Annotated in this window: 13 protein-coding genes and 1 other annotated feature; of the genes, 1 reads left to right on the top strand and 12 read right to left on the bottom strand. The window is 34.1% G+C overall.

Annotated features, from left to right (window positions below):
• Nucleotides 1-2: 2 nt before the first annotated feature.
• The 10 genes from QTL86_RS01245 to QTL86_RS01200 form a co-directional block, all read right to left on the bottom strand.
• The gene (locus tag QTL86_RS01245; protein WP_190283394.1) at nt 3-584 is read right to left on the bottom strand and encodes a manganese efflux pump MntP family protein; all 582 of its coding nucleotides are present in this window, start codon (nt 582-584) and stop codon (nt 3-5) included.
• Nucleotides 585-768: 184 nt separating this feature from the next.
• Complete coding sequence (locus tag QTL86_RS01240; RefSeq protein WP_013658099.1) at nt 769-1,338, bottom strand: TetR/AcrR family transcriptional regulator C-terminal domain-containing protein; 570 nt, start codon at nt 1,336-1,338, stop codon at nt 769-771.
• 24 nt (nt 1,339-1,362) lie between these two features.
• Nucleotides 1,363-2,718, bottom strand: coding sequence for an MATE family efflux transporter (locus QTL86_RS01235; RefSeq protein WP_127067447.1), 1,356 nt, complete (start codon nt 2,716-2,718; stop codon nt 1,363-1,365).
• 130 nt (nt 2,719-2,848) lie between these two features.
• The gene (locus QTL86_RS01230) at nt 2,849-5,698 is read right to left on the bottom strand and encodes an FtsX-like permease family protein (protein WP_410496270.1); all 2,850 of its coding nucleotides are present in this window, start codon (nt 5,696-5,698) and stop codon (nt 2,849-2,851) included.
• Between the two features lie 49 nt (nt 5,699-5,747).
• Complete coding sequence (locus QTL86_RS01225) at nt 5,748-6,989, bottom strand: efflux RND transporter periplasmic adaptor subunit (RefSeq protein WP_127067449.1); 1,242 nt, start codon at nt 6,987-6,989, stop codon at nt 5,748-5,750.
• 1 nt (nt 6,990) lies between these two features.
• Nucleotides 6,991-7,884: an ATP-binding cassette domain-containing protein gene (locus QTL86_RS01220; RefSeq protein WP_207669749.1), complete on the bottom strand. Its 894-nt coding sequence runs from the start codon at nt 7,882-7,884 to the stop codon at nt 6,991-6,993.
• Nucleotides 7,877-8,557, bottom strand: coding sequence for an ABC transporter ATP-binding protein (locus QTL86_RS01215; RefSeq protein ID WP_330547557.1), 681 nt, complete (start codon nt 8,555-8,557; stop codon nt 7,877-7,879). The genes QTL86_RS01220 and QTL86_RS01215 overlap by 8 nt, the downstream gene beginning before the upstream one ends.
• A 190-nt stretch (nt 8,558-8,747) precedes the next feature.
• Nucleotides 8,748-9,506 carry an AIM24 family protein gene (locus QTL86_RS01210; protein ID WP_013658101.1) on the bottom strand — a complete coding sequence of 253 codons (759 nt, stop codon included), beginning with the start codon at nt 9,504-9,506 and terminating at the stop codon, nt 8,748-8,750.
• Between the two features lie 165 nt (nt 9,507-9,671).
• Nucleotides 9,672-10,700: a ribonucleotide-diphosphate reductase subunit beta gene (locus QTL86_RS01205; protein WP_013658103.1), complete on the bottom strand. Its 1,029-nt coding sequence runs from the start codon at nt 10,698-10,700 to the stop codon at nt 9,672-9,674.
• 16 nt (nt 10,701-10,716) lie between these two features.
• Nucleotides 10,717-13,008: a ribonucleoside-diphosphate reductase subunit alpha gene (locus QTL86_RS01200; RefSeq protein ID WP_410496269.1), complete on the bottom strand. Its 2,292-nt coding sequence runs from the start codon at nt 13,006-13,008 to the stop codon at nt 10,717-10,719.
• A 292-nt stretch (nt 13,009-13,300) separates the two neighbouring features.
• On the opposite strand from QTL86_RS01200, the gene QTL86_RS01195 reads away from it, so the two are divergent.
• Nucleotides 13,301-13,810 carry a deoxycytidylate deaminase gene (locus tag QTL86_RS01195; protein WP_013658105.1) on the top strand — a complete coding sequence of 170 codons (510 nt, stop codon included), beginning with the start codon at nt 13,301-13,303 and terminating at the stop codon, nt 13,808-13,810.
• A gap of 70 nt (nt 13,811-13,880) precedes the next feature.
• Here QTL86_RS01195 and argS read toward each other — a convergent pair whose 3' ends face one another.
• Nucleotides 13,881-15,653, bottom strand: coding sequence for an arginine--tRNA ligase (gene argS, locus QTL86_RS01190; RefSeq protein WP_410496268.1), 1,773 nt, complete (start codon nt 15,651-15,653; stop codon nt 13,881-13,883).
• A gap of 59 nt (nt 15,654-15,712) precedes the next feature.
• Nucleotides 15,713-15,933 (bottom strand) — a binding site (T-box leader).
• A gap of 109 nt (nt 15,934-16,042) precedes the next feature.
• Nucleotides 16,043-17,491, bottom strand: a complete 1,449-nt coding sequence (gene glgA, locus QTL86_RS01185) for a glycogen synthase GlgA (RefSeq protein ID WP_410496267.1) — start codon at nt 17,489-17,491, stop codon at nt 16,043-16,045.
• Nucleotide 17,492: the final 1 nt, after the last annotated feature.

The following is a 17,492-nucleotide window of genomic DNA, read 5'->3' as shown; positions in this document are numbered from 1 at the left end:
CTTTAAATAAGCTGAAAATAGTGTAAAGCCACCTTTACACCCATGGTGATGAGAATTACGCCACTACAGCCATCAACTACATACTTATATTTTGTCCCTAGTCTATAACCCATCCATAAACCACAGGTCACAAGAAGTGCCGTTAAGCTAAAAACAAGTATTAAACCCCTTAATATAGAGGTACCTAAAAGTGCTAATACTACACCGAATGCAATCAAATCAAAGCCAGTGGTAAGTGCAAGTTTAATGATGTCTTTATAATTCAAATCCTTTTCTCTTTGCTCTGTAATTTGCTTATGTTTTATCATAATAGCTAGCATTTTAACACCCATGCCTATTAAAATAAAGGCTGAAAACCATTCACTTATTCCTATAAAATGTTGTCCTTGTAAATGCTTCATCGGTAACCAACCTAGAAAAATACCAAGACCTAAAAGACTTATTTGTATGATGCTATACACTAAACTTATGCCAAATAACTTCCCTTTAGTTAAATTTCTTTGGCCTGCACCTTTAATAATAGCTGTATTAAAAGCCTCTAAGGTTAGTCCAATAGCTACAATGACGATTTCCCAAAACTGCATTGTTTCACTCCTTTCCTTCATATTTTTAATTAACCTTATTATAAAAAGGGGGTGATCAAAATGACAGCTACATTAATCGCCGATTTATGTCCTAAAAACGACAAAAAGCAGCTAATGTAGCCGCTTTTAAACATCATTATTATTCTGTATAAATTTTTTGTAGTATAACGCTTATTACTTTTAATTAATTAAAGGATGAATTTCCCTCAATAATTTCTTCAAGTGAATGAGACATTAAATCATAATAGCTTTTGGTGACTTCTTTGGCTTCTACTGGTAAGCCTGCTAAGAGCCACTGCTGAATTAAAAAAGTTAATCCTTTGGCATAGTACTGGGATACATTATGATTGGTTAATAAATTATGCCCTTTTATTTCTTTTCCCTTTATCTTAAAACTTTCCTCAAACAATTCTACTAAATGCTGATAAAAAATTTCTTCAAAAGCATTTTGCCCTTCTATTTTCACTGCCCTTGTATAAAAGTCCTTATGAACCTCTAACTTGGTAAAAAGTAATTTTACTGCTTCAACCAACATGTCCGTATTAATAAGTATTCTAGCTGCTTCAAAAATATCTGTATAGCAAATCCATTCTAATACTTCATACTTATCTGCAAAATGGTTATAAAAGGTAGGGCGTATGACACCTGCTCGGTCAGTAATCATCTTAATAGTAATTTTCTCAAAGGCACATTCAAGTAAAAGTTCTTTGAAGCTTTCTGCTAAAAGCTCCTTTACATTCTTTTTCTGACTCACCGTTCTCCTCCTTTACTTTAACAGCTAAGTAATGGTTCTTGTCACATTTCTTAGCCATTTCATAGACTTGTAGCGATAAAGTGTAAGCGGAATCTTAATGAGCTCATCACTCATTAACAAAATATATGTAATAGCAATTGGCCATTTAAACACAAATGCTGATAAAAACCCTAATAATAATGAGCCACACCACATAGTTACAACATCGATAATAAGACCAAAATTCGTATCTCCTCCTGCTCTAAAAACACCTACTACTAAGTTAGCATTAAAAGACTGTGCCACTACAAAATAGCTCATTACAAACATCATAATTGATAAATAACCTTGTGCTTCTTTAGTAAGTGCTAAGTTACTCATCACAATTGGCCTAATGACTAAGATAATAAGTCCCCCTATTACGCCAGCATATAAACTAAGGTGGACAAACTTCTTGCCATACACTTTAGCAGTTTCCTCATCTTTTTCTCCAATGGTCTTACCAATAATAATCGCTGCTGCCCCAGCAATTCCAAAGGAAACTACTGTGGCTAATTGCCTTGTGACTTGGGCTACTGAATTAGCTGCTACTACTGATTTACCAATGTGACCAATAATGACTGTATTCATAGCACAAGCTGCTCCCCACATCAGTTCGTTAGCAATAACTGGAACTGAATATCGATAGAAGTCTTTCTCTAACAATTGATTTTTAGTAAACACATCTTTTATGTGAAAACGAATCGTGTGATTAAACTTAGTTGCATAAACAATTACAATTAACAATTCTACAAAACGTGCTATAAGTGTAGCAAGAGCAGCTCCTTGTATGCCTAAGGCAGGAAGGCCTAAAAGTCCGAAAATAAAAATAGCATTTAAAATAATATTCACAATCAGTGAAATCAAATAAACCAGCGTTGAAATCATTACCTTTTCAACACTACGCATGATGTTAAGATAAACCATGGTAATGGCCGTCAATATGTACGAAAAAGCAATAATCCTTAAGTATTTCACACCTTCTGCAATAACATCAACTTCTTTAGTAAAAATCCTCATAACTGGCTCAGTAAAAATAAGAACAGTAGCTGTGAAAAATAGTGCTACTACAAGGGATATTCTAAGTGCAATAACCATTACTTTTTCAATGGTTCTTGTATCCTTTTGTCCCCAATATTGTGCTGTAAGTACCGCCGCTCCAGAGGTAATCCCAAAGAAAAAGAGTGTCATTACAAATTGTACTTGCCCCGCTAAGGATGAGGCTGAAAGCACTGTTTCATTTACTTTGCCTAGCATAATAACATCTGCAGAAGTAACAGCGACATTAATCAAATTTTGAAGTGCCATGGGCAAAACCAATGCCAATACCATTTTATAAAATGAAGGAGTTGATTTCGTCATTTATATTCTCCCTTTCTAGTATATTTCTTCATAGACTATTTTTATATTATAGCTTTTTATAAAAGGGGTGGCAATGCAAATAAAAAAATCAGGCAGATCGCTTCTTTTGACGGTCTCCCTGATTTTCTTCTTATTCTTCCCCTAATTTAATAATTTGTGAAAGCTTCATCTTCTTCATACCTCTTATTACAATGCCTAATCCACTCATTAATACAATGACAATAAAGATATATATTCTATAATAATCTATTCTTAAGTAAAACGTTTTAAAGGGATACCCTTGTGTTACATCACTTACTGCTTTATATACTAGTGGAATAAACAAGTCACTGGTTAACCCTCCAATTAAAATGCCTACTGTAACGGCTATACCCGATATAAACAGCTGCTCTAAAGCAAGCATTATTACCATTTGCTTTTGTTTAAGTCCCATAGCCCTTAAAATACCAAATTGTAGTGCTCTTCCTTTAATAGATATCATCCAATAAATAATAAATCCAATTAAAGTAATTAACATAATAATAATGAAACCTAAAGTGAGCATACCATTGATACCCATATTAAAGGCATCTGTTCTCTTCTCAATAATTTGGCTTCTAGTAAAATGAATCTCTTTATAACTTATTTCCTGTTCTTTTATGACATCTAATAAAACTTGATCCGTTACTCCTGATGCTTTCTTGAGCCATATATTATAAGGAAGTGTTCCTAGACTATTTTGTAGGTAATTTAAATTACAAATAATCATCATATTATCTTGATAAGGGTCTTCATTCTTATGTCCTGGTTTATATACTTTATTAGTTAAGGAAGGCCAATAATCAATAAAACCACAAATAACACCTTTTACTTCTCCTAAACTTATGCCCTTACTATTTTTCAGACTAACACGTATGGTGTCTCCAACCTCTACTGTGCCATATTCCTTTATTTTAGACGATACAAACATGGCATTGTTCTTTTTAGCTAAAATATTCAAATACTCATTAATGGATACAGGTAAAATCTCTCGGTCAGACCATACCACCTTTCCAAAGGATGTCGGCTCAACACCCATAATCGTAGAAGTAGATGGTATAATCACACTACCCACCATAGTCCTATCTGCTTCTTTAGTAACAACTTTGGTTACCTCTTGAACTTCATCTAGTTTTTCATACTCATAGTCATTACCACCTTCCCAGTAATCAACTCTTACAACACCTAACTCTTCTCCTGTTACACTCTTATTAGAAAAAAAGGCATTACGGTCTTTCCATGAAGGTATTACTACCACTTCTGCCCCATTCCTAGCATTAATGCTATTTTCTCTATTAGTATTAATGGTTCGGGCTTCATTTGCATTAAGAATACCAATAGCAATGGCCATTATCATAAATAGCATAATGAACTGTTCGCCCCCCTTAATTCTACTCATATGATTTAAAGTTGCATATAAAGTAGGTGCCCATTTATTTTTACCAAGTGTATAAATCAATTTAATGCACCATGGATATACCCTAATAAATAAAAGGCTCAGCCCAATAATAAATAACGTGGCTACTAAGTATAATAATGGATCAATATTTTCTGTAACTATCATTTGTTCGTTTCTCATATAACTATAGTACCAATAGGCACAAATAACGAGTAATATGATATCAATCCATGTCCTTTGCCATAGGTTTTTCTTCTTCTTACTCTTTTGCTTGTGCTCAACAATGTTAACTTTCGAATAAATAAGTACAGGTATAATCATGGTCATAAAAAAGATAATTTGTGCCATTAGTGCATAAGCATATATCTCTACACTCACCTTAATAGGTAGGGCTTTTCGTCCCACGAATTCTAAAAAGCCGCTACAGCTTCCTATAAGCTTACATATTAATAGGCTTAATAATGGGCCTACAATAAAAGAAATACTACTTATAATAAAAATTTCCCATAAATAAATTTTAAGAATATCCCACTTACTCGCTCCCCTACTTTTTAAGCCTGCTATTTCATTTTGATCATTCATAACAATGAGTTGTGAAATCATACAAATGTATAGTACCAACATTAACATGATAGGAGAAATTAATATCCAAATGGTAAAAATCAGCTGTTTCTCTTTAATCTCATAGCTTTTTAAGGTAGAAGAAAACTTTGCTATTACTTTAGAACTTATCAAACGATTAAATAAGCGTATTCCCACCTTGTCTATTCTGCTACTAATAGCTCTAACCTGTGAAATTTCCATTTGCTTATAGTCAAAACCTATTTGCCAGTAGACTTTGGCCATCCACTCAGGATGCTCTACAAATAGTTGCTCTACCAAAGCATTATAAGGAGCCATAATACCTTTAGCATAATCTATCTTACTAAGTCTCCAGAAATCATTACTTGGGTCATCCATTTCATAAATACCTACAAGTTTTACTTTGATATACTTCTTGGGCATCTCACCTCTTCCATACCAGTCCCCATGCTGTACCAGCGCGATTTCTTCACCTAATGTCATACTTGACTTACTATAAGCTCCTCTTGATAAGATAATCTCCAAGCAGTCATCTGTTATCTCTTGCTGGAACATTCTTCCCTCTACAATTGAAATATGTTCTTCCATATCTTTAATAGCCCATATTTCATCACTTACTTTATCATAATTTTCCTTATCATCTGGCTTTATAAGCCTATATAAGTCAGCATCCGCAGTCTTAATGGTAGTTTTTTCAGTTGCAATAGGAAGTCCCAGCTGCTGTTTAAGTGGGGTTACTTCCTTAGCTTCTATCTCATTTACTTTATCCATCGGATTTCCCTCAGATGTATCAAACTGAACAGGGTACTCGATCGTCACTTCTCCTGGATAAGTATCAGTATCACTTCGTATCTGTTCTAGACTTTCTCTAAGAACTTTTGTTGAAGCACCTGATGTATAAAGAGGGATGCTACAAGTAAGAGCAGTTACAAGTACAGCTCCTATTATTAGACATATAAACAAAGTTTTATTGCTCTGCATCTTCTTTATAATAATATGTAGCATTTGCTTCTCCTTTCTATTTATTGGATTACTTCAAGATAATTATTTCTCCTTCTTCTATCCCCTGCTTGATTTCTGTATAAGCATTATTATATAAACCTGTTTCTACATTTTTTTGTACCCTGATATCATTTTCTAACACATTCACATAAGGCTTACCATTTATTGATTGCACAACATCAGAAGGTACTATAATCGTATTTTTACTTTCTGCAATTAGCTTCGTAATCTTAACTAATTTCCCTTTGATAGGATTTGCTACTTCACCTATGTTATCAAACCGAAAACGTGCTGTTTTTTCGTAAACACTTGCGTTCTCTGTTGGTGCTGTTCTAGGATTCATAATGACTACACCTCTGTAATCTTTGTTATCATATTGAAGTATTACTTGTTCATCTACCTTAAATTGTCCTGCTAAATCGCCTACATACTCCACATAAAAATCATCCGTCTTGGCAATTTGAAAAATAATAGCTTCTGAACTTATGTATTCACCCTCTAATGTATCTGTTTTAAACACAATAGCACCATCTACGGGTGAGTAGAGCTTAGCCGCAGCCAGGTTTTCTTTTAAAGATTCTAATCTAATGTCAGCTTCCTTATAATCCAATTCACCTTTCCTTACAGCTATCTCTTGCTCTTTTGCATCAATACTAGTTTGTAAATTTTCTATCTCTGTTTCAAGTGTTTTCACTTTAAGTTGTTGTTCTTTTAATACATTTTGACTCGCTTTAAGCTCTTGTTCAGATAAACCCCCTAAGTTGTATAGGGATTGATTTACTTCTATTCTTTTATCTGTTTCTTCTAATGAATTATTTAAACCTTCTAGCTCAATCTTTTTATTTTCTAATGCTTGACTATTTTGCTTAGCCATTTTTTGTGCGTTTAATTTAGTTTCTTCTAATAATAATCCCTGCTTTTCCAAATCAATCTCAGCTAACAGAATCTCTTCTTCTATATCACCTACTTCAATTTCAGCTAGCAGATCTCCCGTTTTGACTGTATCGCCATTTTGGACATAAAAGACTTTTATTTTCCCTCCTGTTTTAAATTTAATAGCCTCCATTTCACTAGCTATAAGTGAACCTATTCCTTCACTAGTGATTTGTAAATCCCCTCTTGTTGCTTCTGTGGTTGAATAAAGTTCTTCTTGCGTTTCAATTAATACAGGGGCTTCTACAGGCTTTTCTTCTTCCGGCAAAAAGTAACACCCACTTATACTTATGACTATTAACCCTATAATTCCCCATCTCAGTAATTTGATTTTCACTTTATTTTCCCCTTTCTAGTATGATACGTTCTTCTTCCATATGAACCTGAAGCTTATCCCAGTTTTTAAGATGTAGCTCCTTTACAATGTCTTTAGGCAATTGCAAGCGTCCTACCTTATCAATAACAATCCACTCATCATGCGTATTTGAAATATTCTCCAATCCTACTTCCCCATCTTTTGCTTGCTCTTCTTGTTTTGCTAAAAACTCAGAACTTACTCTGCCATCTCGAATATTAATAACCCTATCTACCATTTTTGATAGTTCTTGATCATGAGTAACAATAACAACTGTCACCCCTTCTTGTTTATTAACTTTTTGTAAAACCTCCATAATTTTTTTCGTTTGTAGTGAATCTACCGAACCTGTTGGCTCATCAGCCAATAATACCCTAGGCCTATTAGCTAATGCTAACGCTATGGCTACTCTTTGCTGTTCTCCTCCTGATAACTCTTGTAATTTACTACTTATTCTATGTTCTAAACCTACACACTTCAGCAGTTCTAATGCCCTACTTCTTTTTTCTTTTTCTTTTGCTAAAATCATAGGCATCTCTACATTTTCTACTGCTGTTAAATAGGGTATTAAGTTACGGGCATTGTTCTGCCATACAAACCCTACTGTTTTTAGAAAATATTGTTGTAACTCTTTGTTATTCATTTTTTCTAGATTAATCCCAGCTACAATCACGCTTCCTGCTGAAGGTTTATCTAAACCTCCTATCATATTAAGAAGGGTTGATTTTCCACTCCCACTGTTACCAATAATAGCTACAAGTTCCCCTTTTTCTACAGTTAAATCTAACCCTTGCAAAGCTAATACTTCTACTTCCTTAGATTTGTAAATCTTAAAAATGCTTTCACATGTTATCATTGCCCTATCACTACTACTCATCTTGTAATTTCACCTGCCCATCTCTCAAATAAACAATTTGATCAGCATACTTGGTTGTGTAGTGATCATGAGAAGCTATAATAATTGTCGTTTGCTGAGTCTCTACTAGATTCCTAAATAAATGAATGACTCTAGCTCCTGTTTCTGAATCTAGTTCTGCTGTAGGTTCATCTGCAAAAATCAATAACGGTTTCCCTGCAATCGCCCTTGCTATAGCCACCCTCTGTTGTTCTCCTCCTGACATTTCATACGGCATATGATTCATTCTCTTTTCAAGTCCAACTAGCGCAAGGCACTCTTTAGCTCTCTCCATTCTCTCTTTTGGAGGATATTTCATCATTCTTAATACAAAATCAATATTTTCAAAAGCTGTTAACTTAGGAATTAGAGCAACAGATTGAAAAATGATACCCATTTTCTGACATCTTATTTCATCCTTTTTTTCTTCACTTAATTCATCCATTCGTTCACCAAACAAATAGACTGTTCCTTGGGTGGGAGTATCTAACAAACAGAGCTGATTAATCAAAGTAGTTTTTCCTGAACCTGATGGTCCCATAAACACCATCAATTTCCCTGTTTCTACTATTAGATCTATTCCTTTTAATATCTCTATTTTGTTTTCTCTTACTATGAAATCTTTATAAATTCCTCTCGCTTCAATAATATTCACCCTCATCCCTCCTTTAACTAACTCTTTACTAATTTTAACATTCTAATAATTCAAAATATATGCACATTAAGTAAGTTAGCAATTTAAGAAACGACTAAAACAATTTTTTCCACTTACTTTGCTCAATAAAAAAGTGCTAAATACCTCATCTAAATGAGTTATTTAGCACTTCGAATAGAACTTCTTATTACTAAGCAGTTGGAGCCATCAATACTCTTCCTGTTCCTCTATAAACATTTACAAAGCCTTCTCCTGAAACAGCTGAGCCTAACAGACTTTTACTTGATTTTTCTACTTTAAACTCTAAGCTGTTTGACCATGCAATAGCCATATTACCATCTATTTTTAGCACATCATTTTTTAGCTCAATTTCTATTAATTCATCCCTAGGTACTGGACTTTCTAGAACTGCTATGCCTTGTCCTGTTAGACATAAATTAAATAGGCCTTCATTACCAAGTACCGCTGAAGACAAATTACTTCTTGCAATGACTTTCTGAGTAATTTGAGATTCACAGGCCAAAAACAAACCATCTTCTAATACAAGTCCACCCCATGTAGAAATATCTTCTAATAAAATATGTTTATACGTAGGCTCTAACATCAATAAGCCTGTCCCTTGATATTTAGGTTTAATGGCAGATTCTTTCGTTACTTTAGAAGATATCGCCTTACCAAATAAGTCTCCAATACCTTTCACGTCTGCTACCATGTTAACATCTCCAGCCATCCACTGCATAGCACCTGCACTAATGGTAAAGGCATTATTATTCAGTTCAATAAGTACCTGCCTTTTACGAATATTCATTTCTGAAGCATAATAAGCTGCGATAGCTTGTTCTGGTGTTTTCAAACTTAAATCTTTTTCATGTTCAAAAACTTTGACACTTCCTAATGAAGCAATCTCCTTCATATTATTATTGTTAAACAAATTTTTGTGTGAAATCATTCTTATCTCCCCTTTCCTTATAAGGATACCTTACTTTAAAATAAAAAGCATCTTTTCTATGCAATAATTTATTTATTCTTAATATTTTGCCACATCAAAAAGATGGTTGCATTTTTTAATGCCACCATCTTTTCATCCAATATTTTCATTATAAGTCTACTTAAACTACTCTAGACTATCAAAATCAAATGCTGCAGCTTTCGTATAATTCGTCACCTTAGCCTCAAAGAAATCTGTTTTAGTATTATTTAATTTAGAAAAACTATCAATCCACGCCATAGGATGGGTCGTAATTTCTGGATAAAGTTCTTCTAAACCAATAGCTTTAAGACGCTGATTAGAAAGATACTTGATATAAGCATCTATTAGCTGGTCATTAATACCCATGATCTCATTAGCTGTTACATATTGTCCCCATGCAATTTCGTGCTCTACACCGACACGCATCATCTCTCTAAACTCTTCTATCATACTTTCAGTAAATAGTTCTGGATTTTCTTTTTTAAGCTCTTTAATAATATTTTGAAATACTACTAAGTGAGTAATTTCATCTCTATTAATATATTTAAAGATGGTACTAGTAGCTGTCATCTTTCCTTGTCTTGCTAAAGTATAGAAGAAACTAAAGCCAGAATAGAAGTAAATCCCTTCTAAAATATAGTTGGCCATAATCGCTCTTAAAAAGTTTTTGTCATTAGGTTCTTCATTAAAACGTTCATAAATATCTGCAATAAAGCGATTTCGCTTAAGTAGTTCTTCATCTTCTCGCCACTGGTCATAAATTTTATCTCTCGTTACAGGATTGGTTACTGTATCTAGTATATACGAATAGCTTTGAGCATGGATCTCTTCTTGAAAAGCTTGAATATTAAGAAGTGAAGCAACTTCAGGAGCAGTAATGTAACGTGATAAGTGTGGCAGATTCTCACTTTGAATAGAATCTAAGAAGTTAAGAAATGCAATAATCTTATCAAAAGCATGACGCTCTCCATCTGTTAAAAAAGGAAAACCTTTTACATCTTCATTAAGAGCAATCTCTTCTGGAATCCAAAAGTTATTGAGCATGGTACGGTATAAAGTCTGTGCCCAATCATACTTGATACGGTTCCATTCTCTTAGATTGGTGGTATTTCCATTAATCATTTGTTGGGTACCACGATCACCTTTTTCATTAAATATACGTTTTTTTAACATGTTTTCTCCCTCTCCCTTAACTTGAACAGCTAGTACATTCATCTGTTTCTAGTGATTGATTACGTACATAATAAAGCGTCTTAACCCCTTCTTGCCATGCATCGATATACATTTGTAAAATGTCTTTGGCCTTAACTTCTGGTGTCACATATAGGTTAAATGATTGTGCTTGATCAATATGACGCTGCCTAATACCACAAGCTTTAATGCTCCAGCTTTGATTAATATGATGAGCTTCTTTATAGAGCCAGAAGTTTTCAGCACATAAATCTGGTGCCGCCTTTGGTGTAAAGCTTCCCTTCTTCTCCTCAATAAAGAATTTCTTAAAGATAGGATCAATACCTGCTGTAGTATTAGCTATATTAGAAGTACTTCCTGTAGGGGCAACTGCCATAATATAGCCATTACGAAGACCATACTTGGCTACTTCTTCTTTAAGTTTTTGCCATCTAGGGGATGTATACCCTCTTCTTTCAAAGTAAACACCTGTTTGCCATTCTGATCCTTCAAATCCTGGATAAGCCCCTTTTTCTTTTGCTAACTCCATAGATCCTCTAATGGCTTCATATGCCATATCTTCAAATAGCTCATCCGCTACTTTTAAATGTTCTTCACTTTCCCATGAAATATGATGATTAACTAAGTAATGATGATAACCACTTGTACCTAAACCTATTGCTCTGTACCTATCACTCGTCAGCTGAGCTTCTTTAACAGGAAGCTGATTAAGTGTAATAACATTGTCTAACATACGAATTTGAAGTGGAATAATATCCTTAAATTCCTCTCTCTCAACTCTGCCAAGATTTGTAGAGTTTAAGTTACAAGTTACCATATCTCCTGGTTTAATGCGACTATATACTTCCATTTCACCATTTACTTCTTTTGTCCCTTCTGCTATGAGTTCGCTAGCACTCATATTTTGAGCAATCTCATGACAAAGGTTAGAAGCATAAATCATGCCTAAATGTTTGTTTGGATTAGCTCTATTTACTGTATCTCTAAAGAATATAAAAGGTGTACCTGTTTCTACTGCACTAATCATGATTTTTTTCATAATATCTAGCGTAGGTATCGTAATACGTTCTAACTTTTCATTAGCCTCACAAGCTAGATAACGGGTAGTAAAGGCTTTATCCTCTTCATCGTCAAAATAATCTTCTAAGTAAAAGCCCATTTCCTTATGAACCATGTAAGGGTCGAACAAGCTCCAATTTTCCCTTTTTAAAAGTCTTTCCATGAATAAATCTGGAATGCTAATAGAAGGGAAAATATCATGAGCTTTTCGTCTGTCATCCCCATTATTCGTTTTAAGCTCAAGGAAATCATATAAATCACTATGCCATACATCCAATGTAACAGAAGCACTTCCTTTTCTTCTACCTAATTGATCTACTGCTACAGCTGTATCATTATATAATCTTACCCAAGGAATAACCCCTCCTGACGAACGCTTATGCCCTCTGATTTCACTATTTAAAGCCCTTACTTTTCCTAAGTAAATCCCTAATGCACCACCATGCTTAGATACTTGAGCAAATTTTTGATTTACATCATAAATAGACCATAGATTATCCCCTACAGTAGAAATAAAGCAACTACTTAGTTGATAAAAAGCCGTTCCTGCATTAGCTAAAGTTGGTGTTGCAACTGTCATTTTCAACTGACTTAGAAGATCATAAAACTGCTTTGCATAATAAACTCTTTTCTCGCCTTCTGGAATGGCAAGGTGCATCGCAATGGTCATAAACCTTTCTTGAGGTAATTCCATTACTTCTCCCTTATAACCTTTTACTAAATAACGGTCTGCTAAAAGCTTAATGCCTTCATAATTAAAAAGGTCATCTCTCTCTGGTTTAATATAGGCTGCTAATTCCTCTACTTCAGTATCTGTATAATTCATTTTTAAGTAATCCCCGTAAAGTCCTCTATGAATTAGTTCTTCATAAAGTTCTTTATAGTCACCATATCCAAAATGCGTATAACCTCTACTAATAGCCGCTTCTTTATAAAGGTCATATACTAGAAGCCTAGCTGCTACATACTGCCAATTAATATGCGTTTGTTTAACTTGATTGCCATAAGCATCTTCATTAGTCTGAATAACCTTCTCAATAGCAGTTTGAATAAGCACTTTTTGAATTTCTCTAGTTGTCATCTTGTCTCTAAATTGAATTTTAGCATCTAACTCTAGTTCTATTGGATCACAACCAGCTAAATTACGGCAGGCAAACTCTACCATCTTTTTGGTTTTACTCGCACAAAGTGGCTCTAATCTACCATCTCTTTTTCTAATTTCAATCGTCACCTGAACACCCCATCTCTTTTACTTAACCTTCACATTGTTTCCTTTATCTTGTCTTGCATCTATAACGTCCGAAACATTTTCGATACTGATAAATAATTTATTTTAGAGAATAATTATTATCCTCTTTGATGAATTCTATTATACACAATTTCCTTAGAAAGTGCTAACAAAAAAACATCAAAAATCCCTCACTGATTTTGGTAATTATCTACGAAGTGTGTTGAACAATAACTTCTATCATATTATACTAGGTGTAATGATTAAAGATTGCTATTTCATGAGGAGGGATAAAATGAAACGCCAAGAATATATTTCCTGGGATGATTACTTTATGGGCATCGCCCTATTAGCAGCTAAGAGAAGTAAGGATCCAAGTACACAGGTAGGTGCTTGTATTGTGAGTGGAGCTTCTCATGATTCTGCTAATGAAAATACCATTTTAAGTGTGGGGTATAATGGCCTTCCTTTAGGCTGTTCAGACGACGAATTTCCCTGGGAAAGAGATGGAGACTTTTTAGATACCAAATATCCTTTTGTTGTACATGCTGAACTTAATGCTATCTTAAACGCTAGAGGTAAATCTTTAGTAGGTGCTAGAATTTATGTAGCACTTTTTCCTTGTAATGAATGCTGTAAAGCCATTATTCAATGTGGCATTAAAGAAGTCATTTACCTTTCAGATAAATATGCCGATACCGACGCCGTAAAAGCTTCAAAGAAAATGTTTGAAGCTGCAGGGGTAAAACTAACTCAATTAGTACCACAGACCACTAAAATTGAGCTTTCTTTTATTCAAGAATAAAAACTAAAGAGGTGTAATCAAAATGTATTTATATCATTTTGGCTACACCTCTTATTTCTATCTATTTTCACTACATCTTTTCTGGTACCTCTATGCCTAACAACTCTAAACTTACGGTTAAAATAGCTTGAGTTAAGGTTATAAGATTAATCCAAGCAACCTGCTTATTCTTATCCTGTTCTTTTAAAATATTATGCTCATGATAAAAATGGTTGAAACTATTAGAAACCTCATAAATGTATTGACAAATTCTATGTGGTGCATAATTTATAAAACTAGCTTCAATAATCTCATTAAATCTAGTTAACTTCAGCATTAAGTCTCTTTCACTCTTGCTAGATGGTACGCTCACTTCTATCTTGCTTCCAAGATTATCTTGGCCCTCCTCCCTATACTTACTTAGAATGGACCCAATACGTACAACGGTATATAAAATATAAGGACCGGTATTCCCTTCAAAATCAGTAAATCTATCAAGATCAAAAATATAGTCTTTTGAAATCTGATTAGATAAGTCTCCATATTTTAATGCAGCTATTCCTATCTTACTTGCAATTGCCATGCCCTCTTCATACTTAATACTTTTATTAGTACTAACTTTTTCATAGACCTTATGAGTTACTTCTTTGATAAGATTTTCTAGACGCATAACACCTCCATCTCTTGTTTTATAAGGCTTTCCATCCTTTCCATTTACAGTTCCAAAGCCAAGAAAGATTAATTTCGTTTTATCATCTATTAGGTGAGTCTTTCTTGCACATCTAAAAACCTGTTCAAAATGCATTGCCTGTCTCTTATCTACAATATAAATAATTTCATCAGGATTATAATCTATTCTTCTCATAGCAATTGTTGCTAAATCAGTCGTACTATAAAGAGTGCCCCCATCTGATTTGACTAATATACAAGGAGGCATCTCCTTCTGATCTGATTCTTCTTTTACATCTACCACAAGTGCTCCTTCACTTTCATAAGCATCCCCTTGATCAATTAGTTGTTGTACCATAGTAGGAATATAGCCTTGCACATCACTTTCCTTATTCCATAAATCAAAAGAAACATTAAGCTGTTTATAATTTCTTTTTAAATCTGTTATAGATACATCTAGAATATGCTTCCATAAAGCTACATACCCTCTATGTCCATTCTGAAATAAATAAGTAGCTTCTTTTGCTTCTTCCATAAAGCTAGGCACTTCTTTAGCATATCTGCTAGCTGTAGGATACATCTCTTCTAATTCATCTATTAAAAAAGGCGGTTCTTTGGGATAAGCTCCTATATGACTTGAATCAAAATAAGGTAAGTTAGGTGAACGTTTTTTTAACTCTGTAATGATTAATCCTATTGGGAGTCCCCAATCACCTAAATGGGCATCTCCTAAGACCTTATAACCTAAAAATCTCCCTACTCTTTTAAGGCTCTCTCCTATGATAGCGGTTCTGAGATGCCCTACATGTAAAGGCTTAGCTACGTTAGGTCCACCATAATCTAAAATCATTTTCTTTCCTTTCCCAATCTCGCTACATCCCCACTTAGGAGCCATTGCCATATCATTCAAGTACCTAGCAATGAAATCATCTGTAAGTGTTATATTGATAAATCCTGGCATTACACAAACAATACTTTTGTATAAACTGGATTTTTTTAACTTACTTGCAATTTCTTCTGCAATCTGTAATGGTGCTTGTTTATATACTTTACCTGCCACTAAAGCACCATTGCACTGAAACTGACATAAATCCGGCCTATTAGACCAAGCTACCTTACCATATTCTGCTTGATAACCACAATCCGTAAATGCTTTTTCTACTTCTTTTGATATGCAAATCTGTAGTTGCTCCATCACTTAACCTCCTATAAAAGTATAAAAAAGAATAAAAAAAACCGCCCCTTATTAAAATAATAAGAGACGGAATATTCCGCGGTACCACTCCAATTGATTGCCTCTGCAATCCACTTGAAAACTTTAACGCAGTTAACGTCACATCCTACATTCTAAATTTAGAAATTCAGATAGCTTCTCCAAGGTCCTCTTCTCCCTATGACTTCATGCTGGACTTCCACTCTGTTCCAACTCGCTGTATGAACTTTCAAAAGGATACTTTCCTTTTCATTGAATTTAGTATATTTTTCGTAGTATAGCTTTAAAAGTTTTTCTTGTCAATGCCTACTTCCTATCTTTTATGATTATTTAGTCACCTTCATATAAATAGTTTTGTCCCTTTTAACATTTTACCAAGTAAGCTGGTCATAAAGTGCTTCATACTTCTTAGCAGAAGTACGCCATGAAAAATCGGTATTCATACCTCTTTCAATCATCTGATTCCACTCACGTTTATGCTCAAAGTAAATGCGCTTTGCATAATTAATAACATAAAGCATCTCATCGGCATTATAATTTGCAAAGGTAAAGCCTGTACCTGTTTTTTCATATTCATTATAAGGCTGTACTGTATCTTTTAGGCCACCGGTTTCTCTTACAATAGGTACTGTACCATATCTTAGAGCCATTAGTTGTGCAAGGCCGCAAGGTTCAAAACGTGAAGGCATTAAAAGTGTATCCGCCGCTGCATATAATTTATGAGCTAAATCATCTGAGTAAAAAATATTGGCAGATACACGTTCAGGCATAATCCACTGATAATGCTCAAACATGTTCTCATACTGAGGTTCTCCTGTGCCCACAACAACTAATTGTACATTTTGATCACAAATACCACTCATTACCCAGTCAATAAGATCTAGACCTTTTTGATCAGTTAATCTGGAAATAATACCAATCATAAATTTCTTGTCATTTACTTCTAAACCAAGCTGCTTTTGAAGGCCTCGTTTATTCTTAATTTTTTCACTTCTAAAATTTCTAGCAGAATAGTTCTGATATAAGCTTTCATCTTTAACAGGGTCATAAACCTCATAGTCAATTCCATTTAAAATACCACATAATTCATGGTTTCTAGCGCGAAGTAGTCCATCTAATCCTTCCCCATAATAAGGCATCTGTATTTCTCCTGCATAGGTTTCACTTACTGTTGTAATATAATCCGCATAGACAAGTCCGCCCTTTAACATATTGGCATCCTTATAGTATTCTAGCTTATCAGGTGTAAATAAGTACTCAGGTAAGCCTGTAATGCCTTTAATTGTTTTAACATCCCAAATTCCTTGGAATTTAAGATTATGTATAGTCATAATGACTTTTATGTTCCTAAAGAATGAGTTACTACTAAATAAACTCTTTAGAAATACAGGAACAAGTCCAGCTTGCCAGTCATGGCAATGGATAACATCTGGCTTAAAATCAATAACAGGTAAAACAGCTAAAGCTGCTTTACTAAAAAAGCAAAATTTTTCGATATCAAAGCGCATGGTACCATAAGGTGCCCAACCACTAAAATAATATTCATTGTCAATAAAATAGTACGTAATGCCTTCGTAAACCATTTTCATAATGCCTACATGTAAAGGCTCTTGAAACCAGCCCATATCCATATAAAAATGGGTTACATATTCAAACTGACTTCTATATTGTTCAGGTATGCAAGTATAATTTGGGATGATTACTCTTACATCATACTTCTCTGGATTAAACATCTTTGGCAAGGTTCCCACTACATCTGCTAGGCCACCTGTTTTTATAAAGGGAACACACTCTGAAGCTACAAATAGTATTTTTTTCATA

The sequence above is a fragment of the Cellulosilyticum sp. ST5 genome, from assembly GCF_046529625.1.
Classification (GTDB): domain Bacteria; phylum Bacillota; class Clostridia; order Lachnospirales; family Cellulosilyticaceae; genus Cellulosilyticum; species Cellulosilyticum lentocellum.
This window is presented reverse-complemented; position numbering and strand designations above follow the sequence as displayed.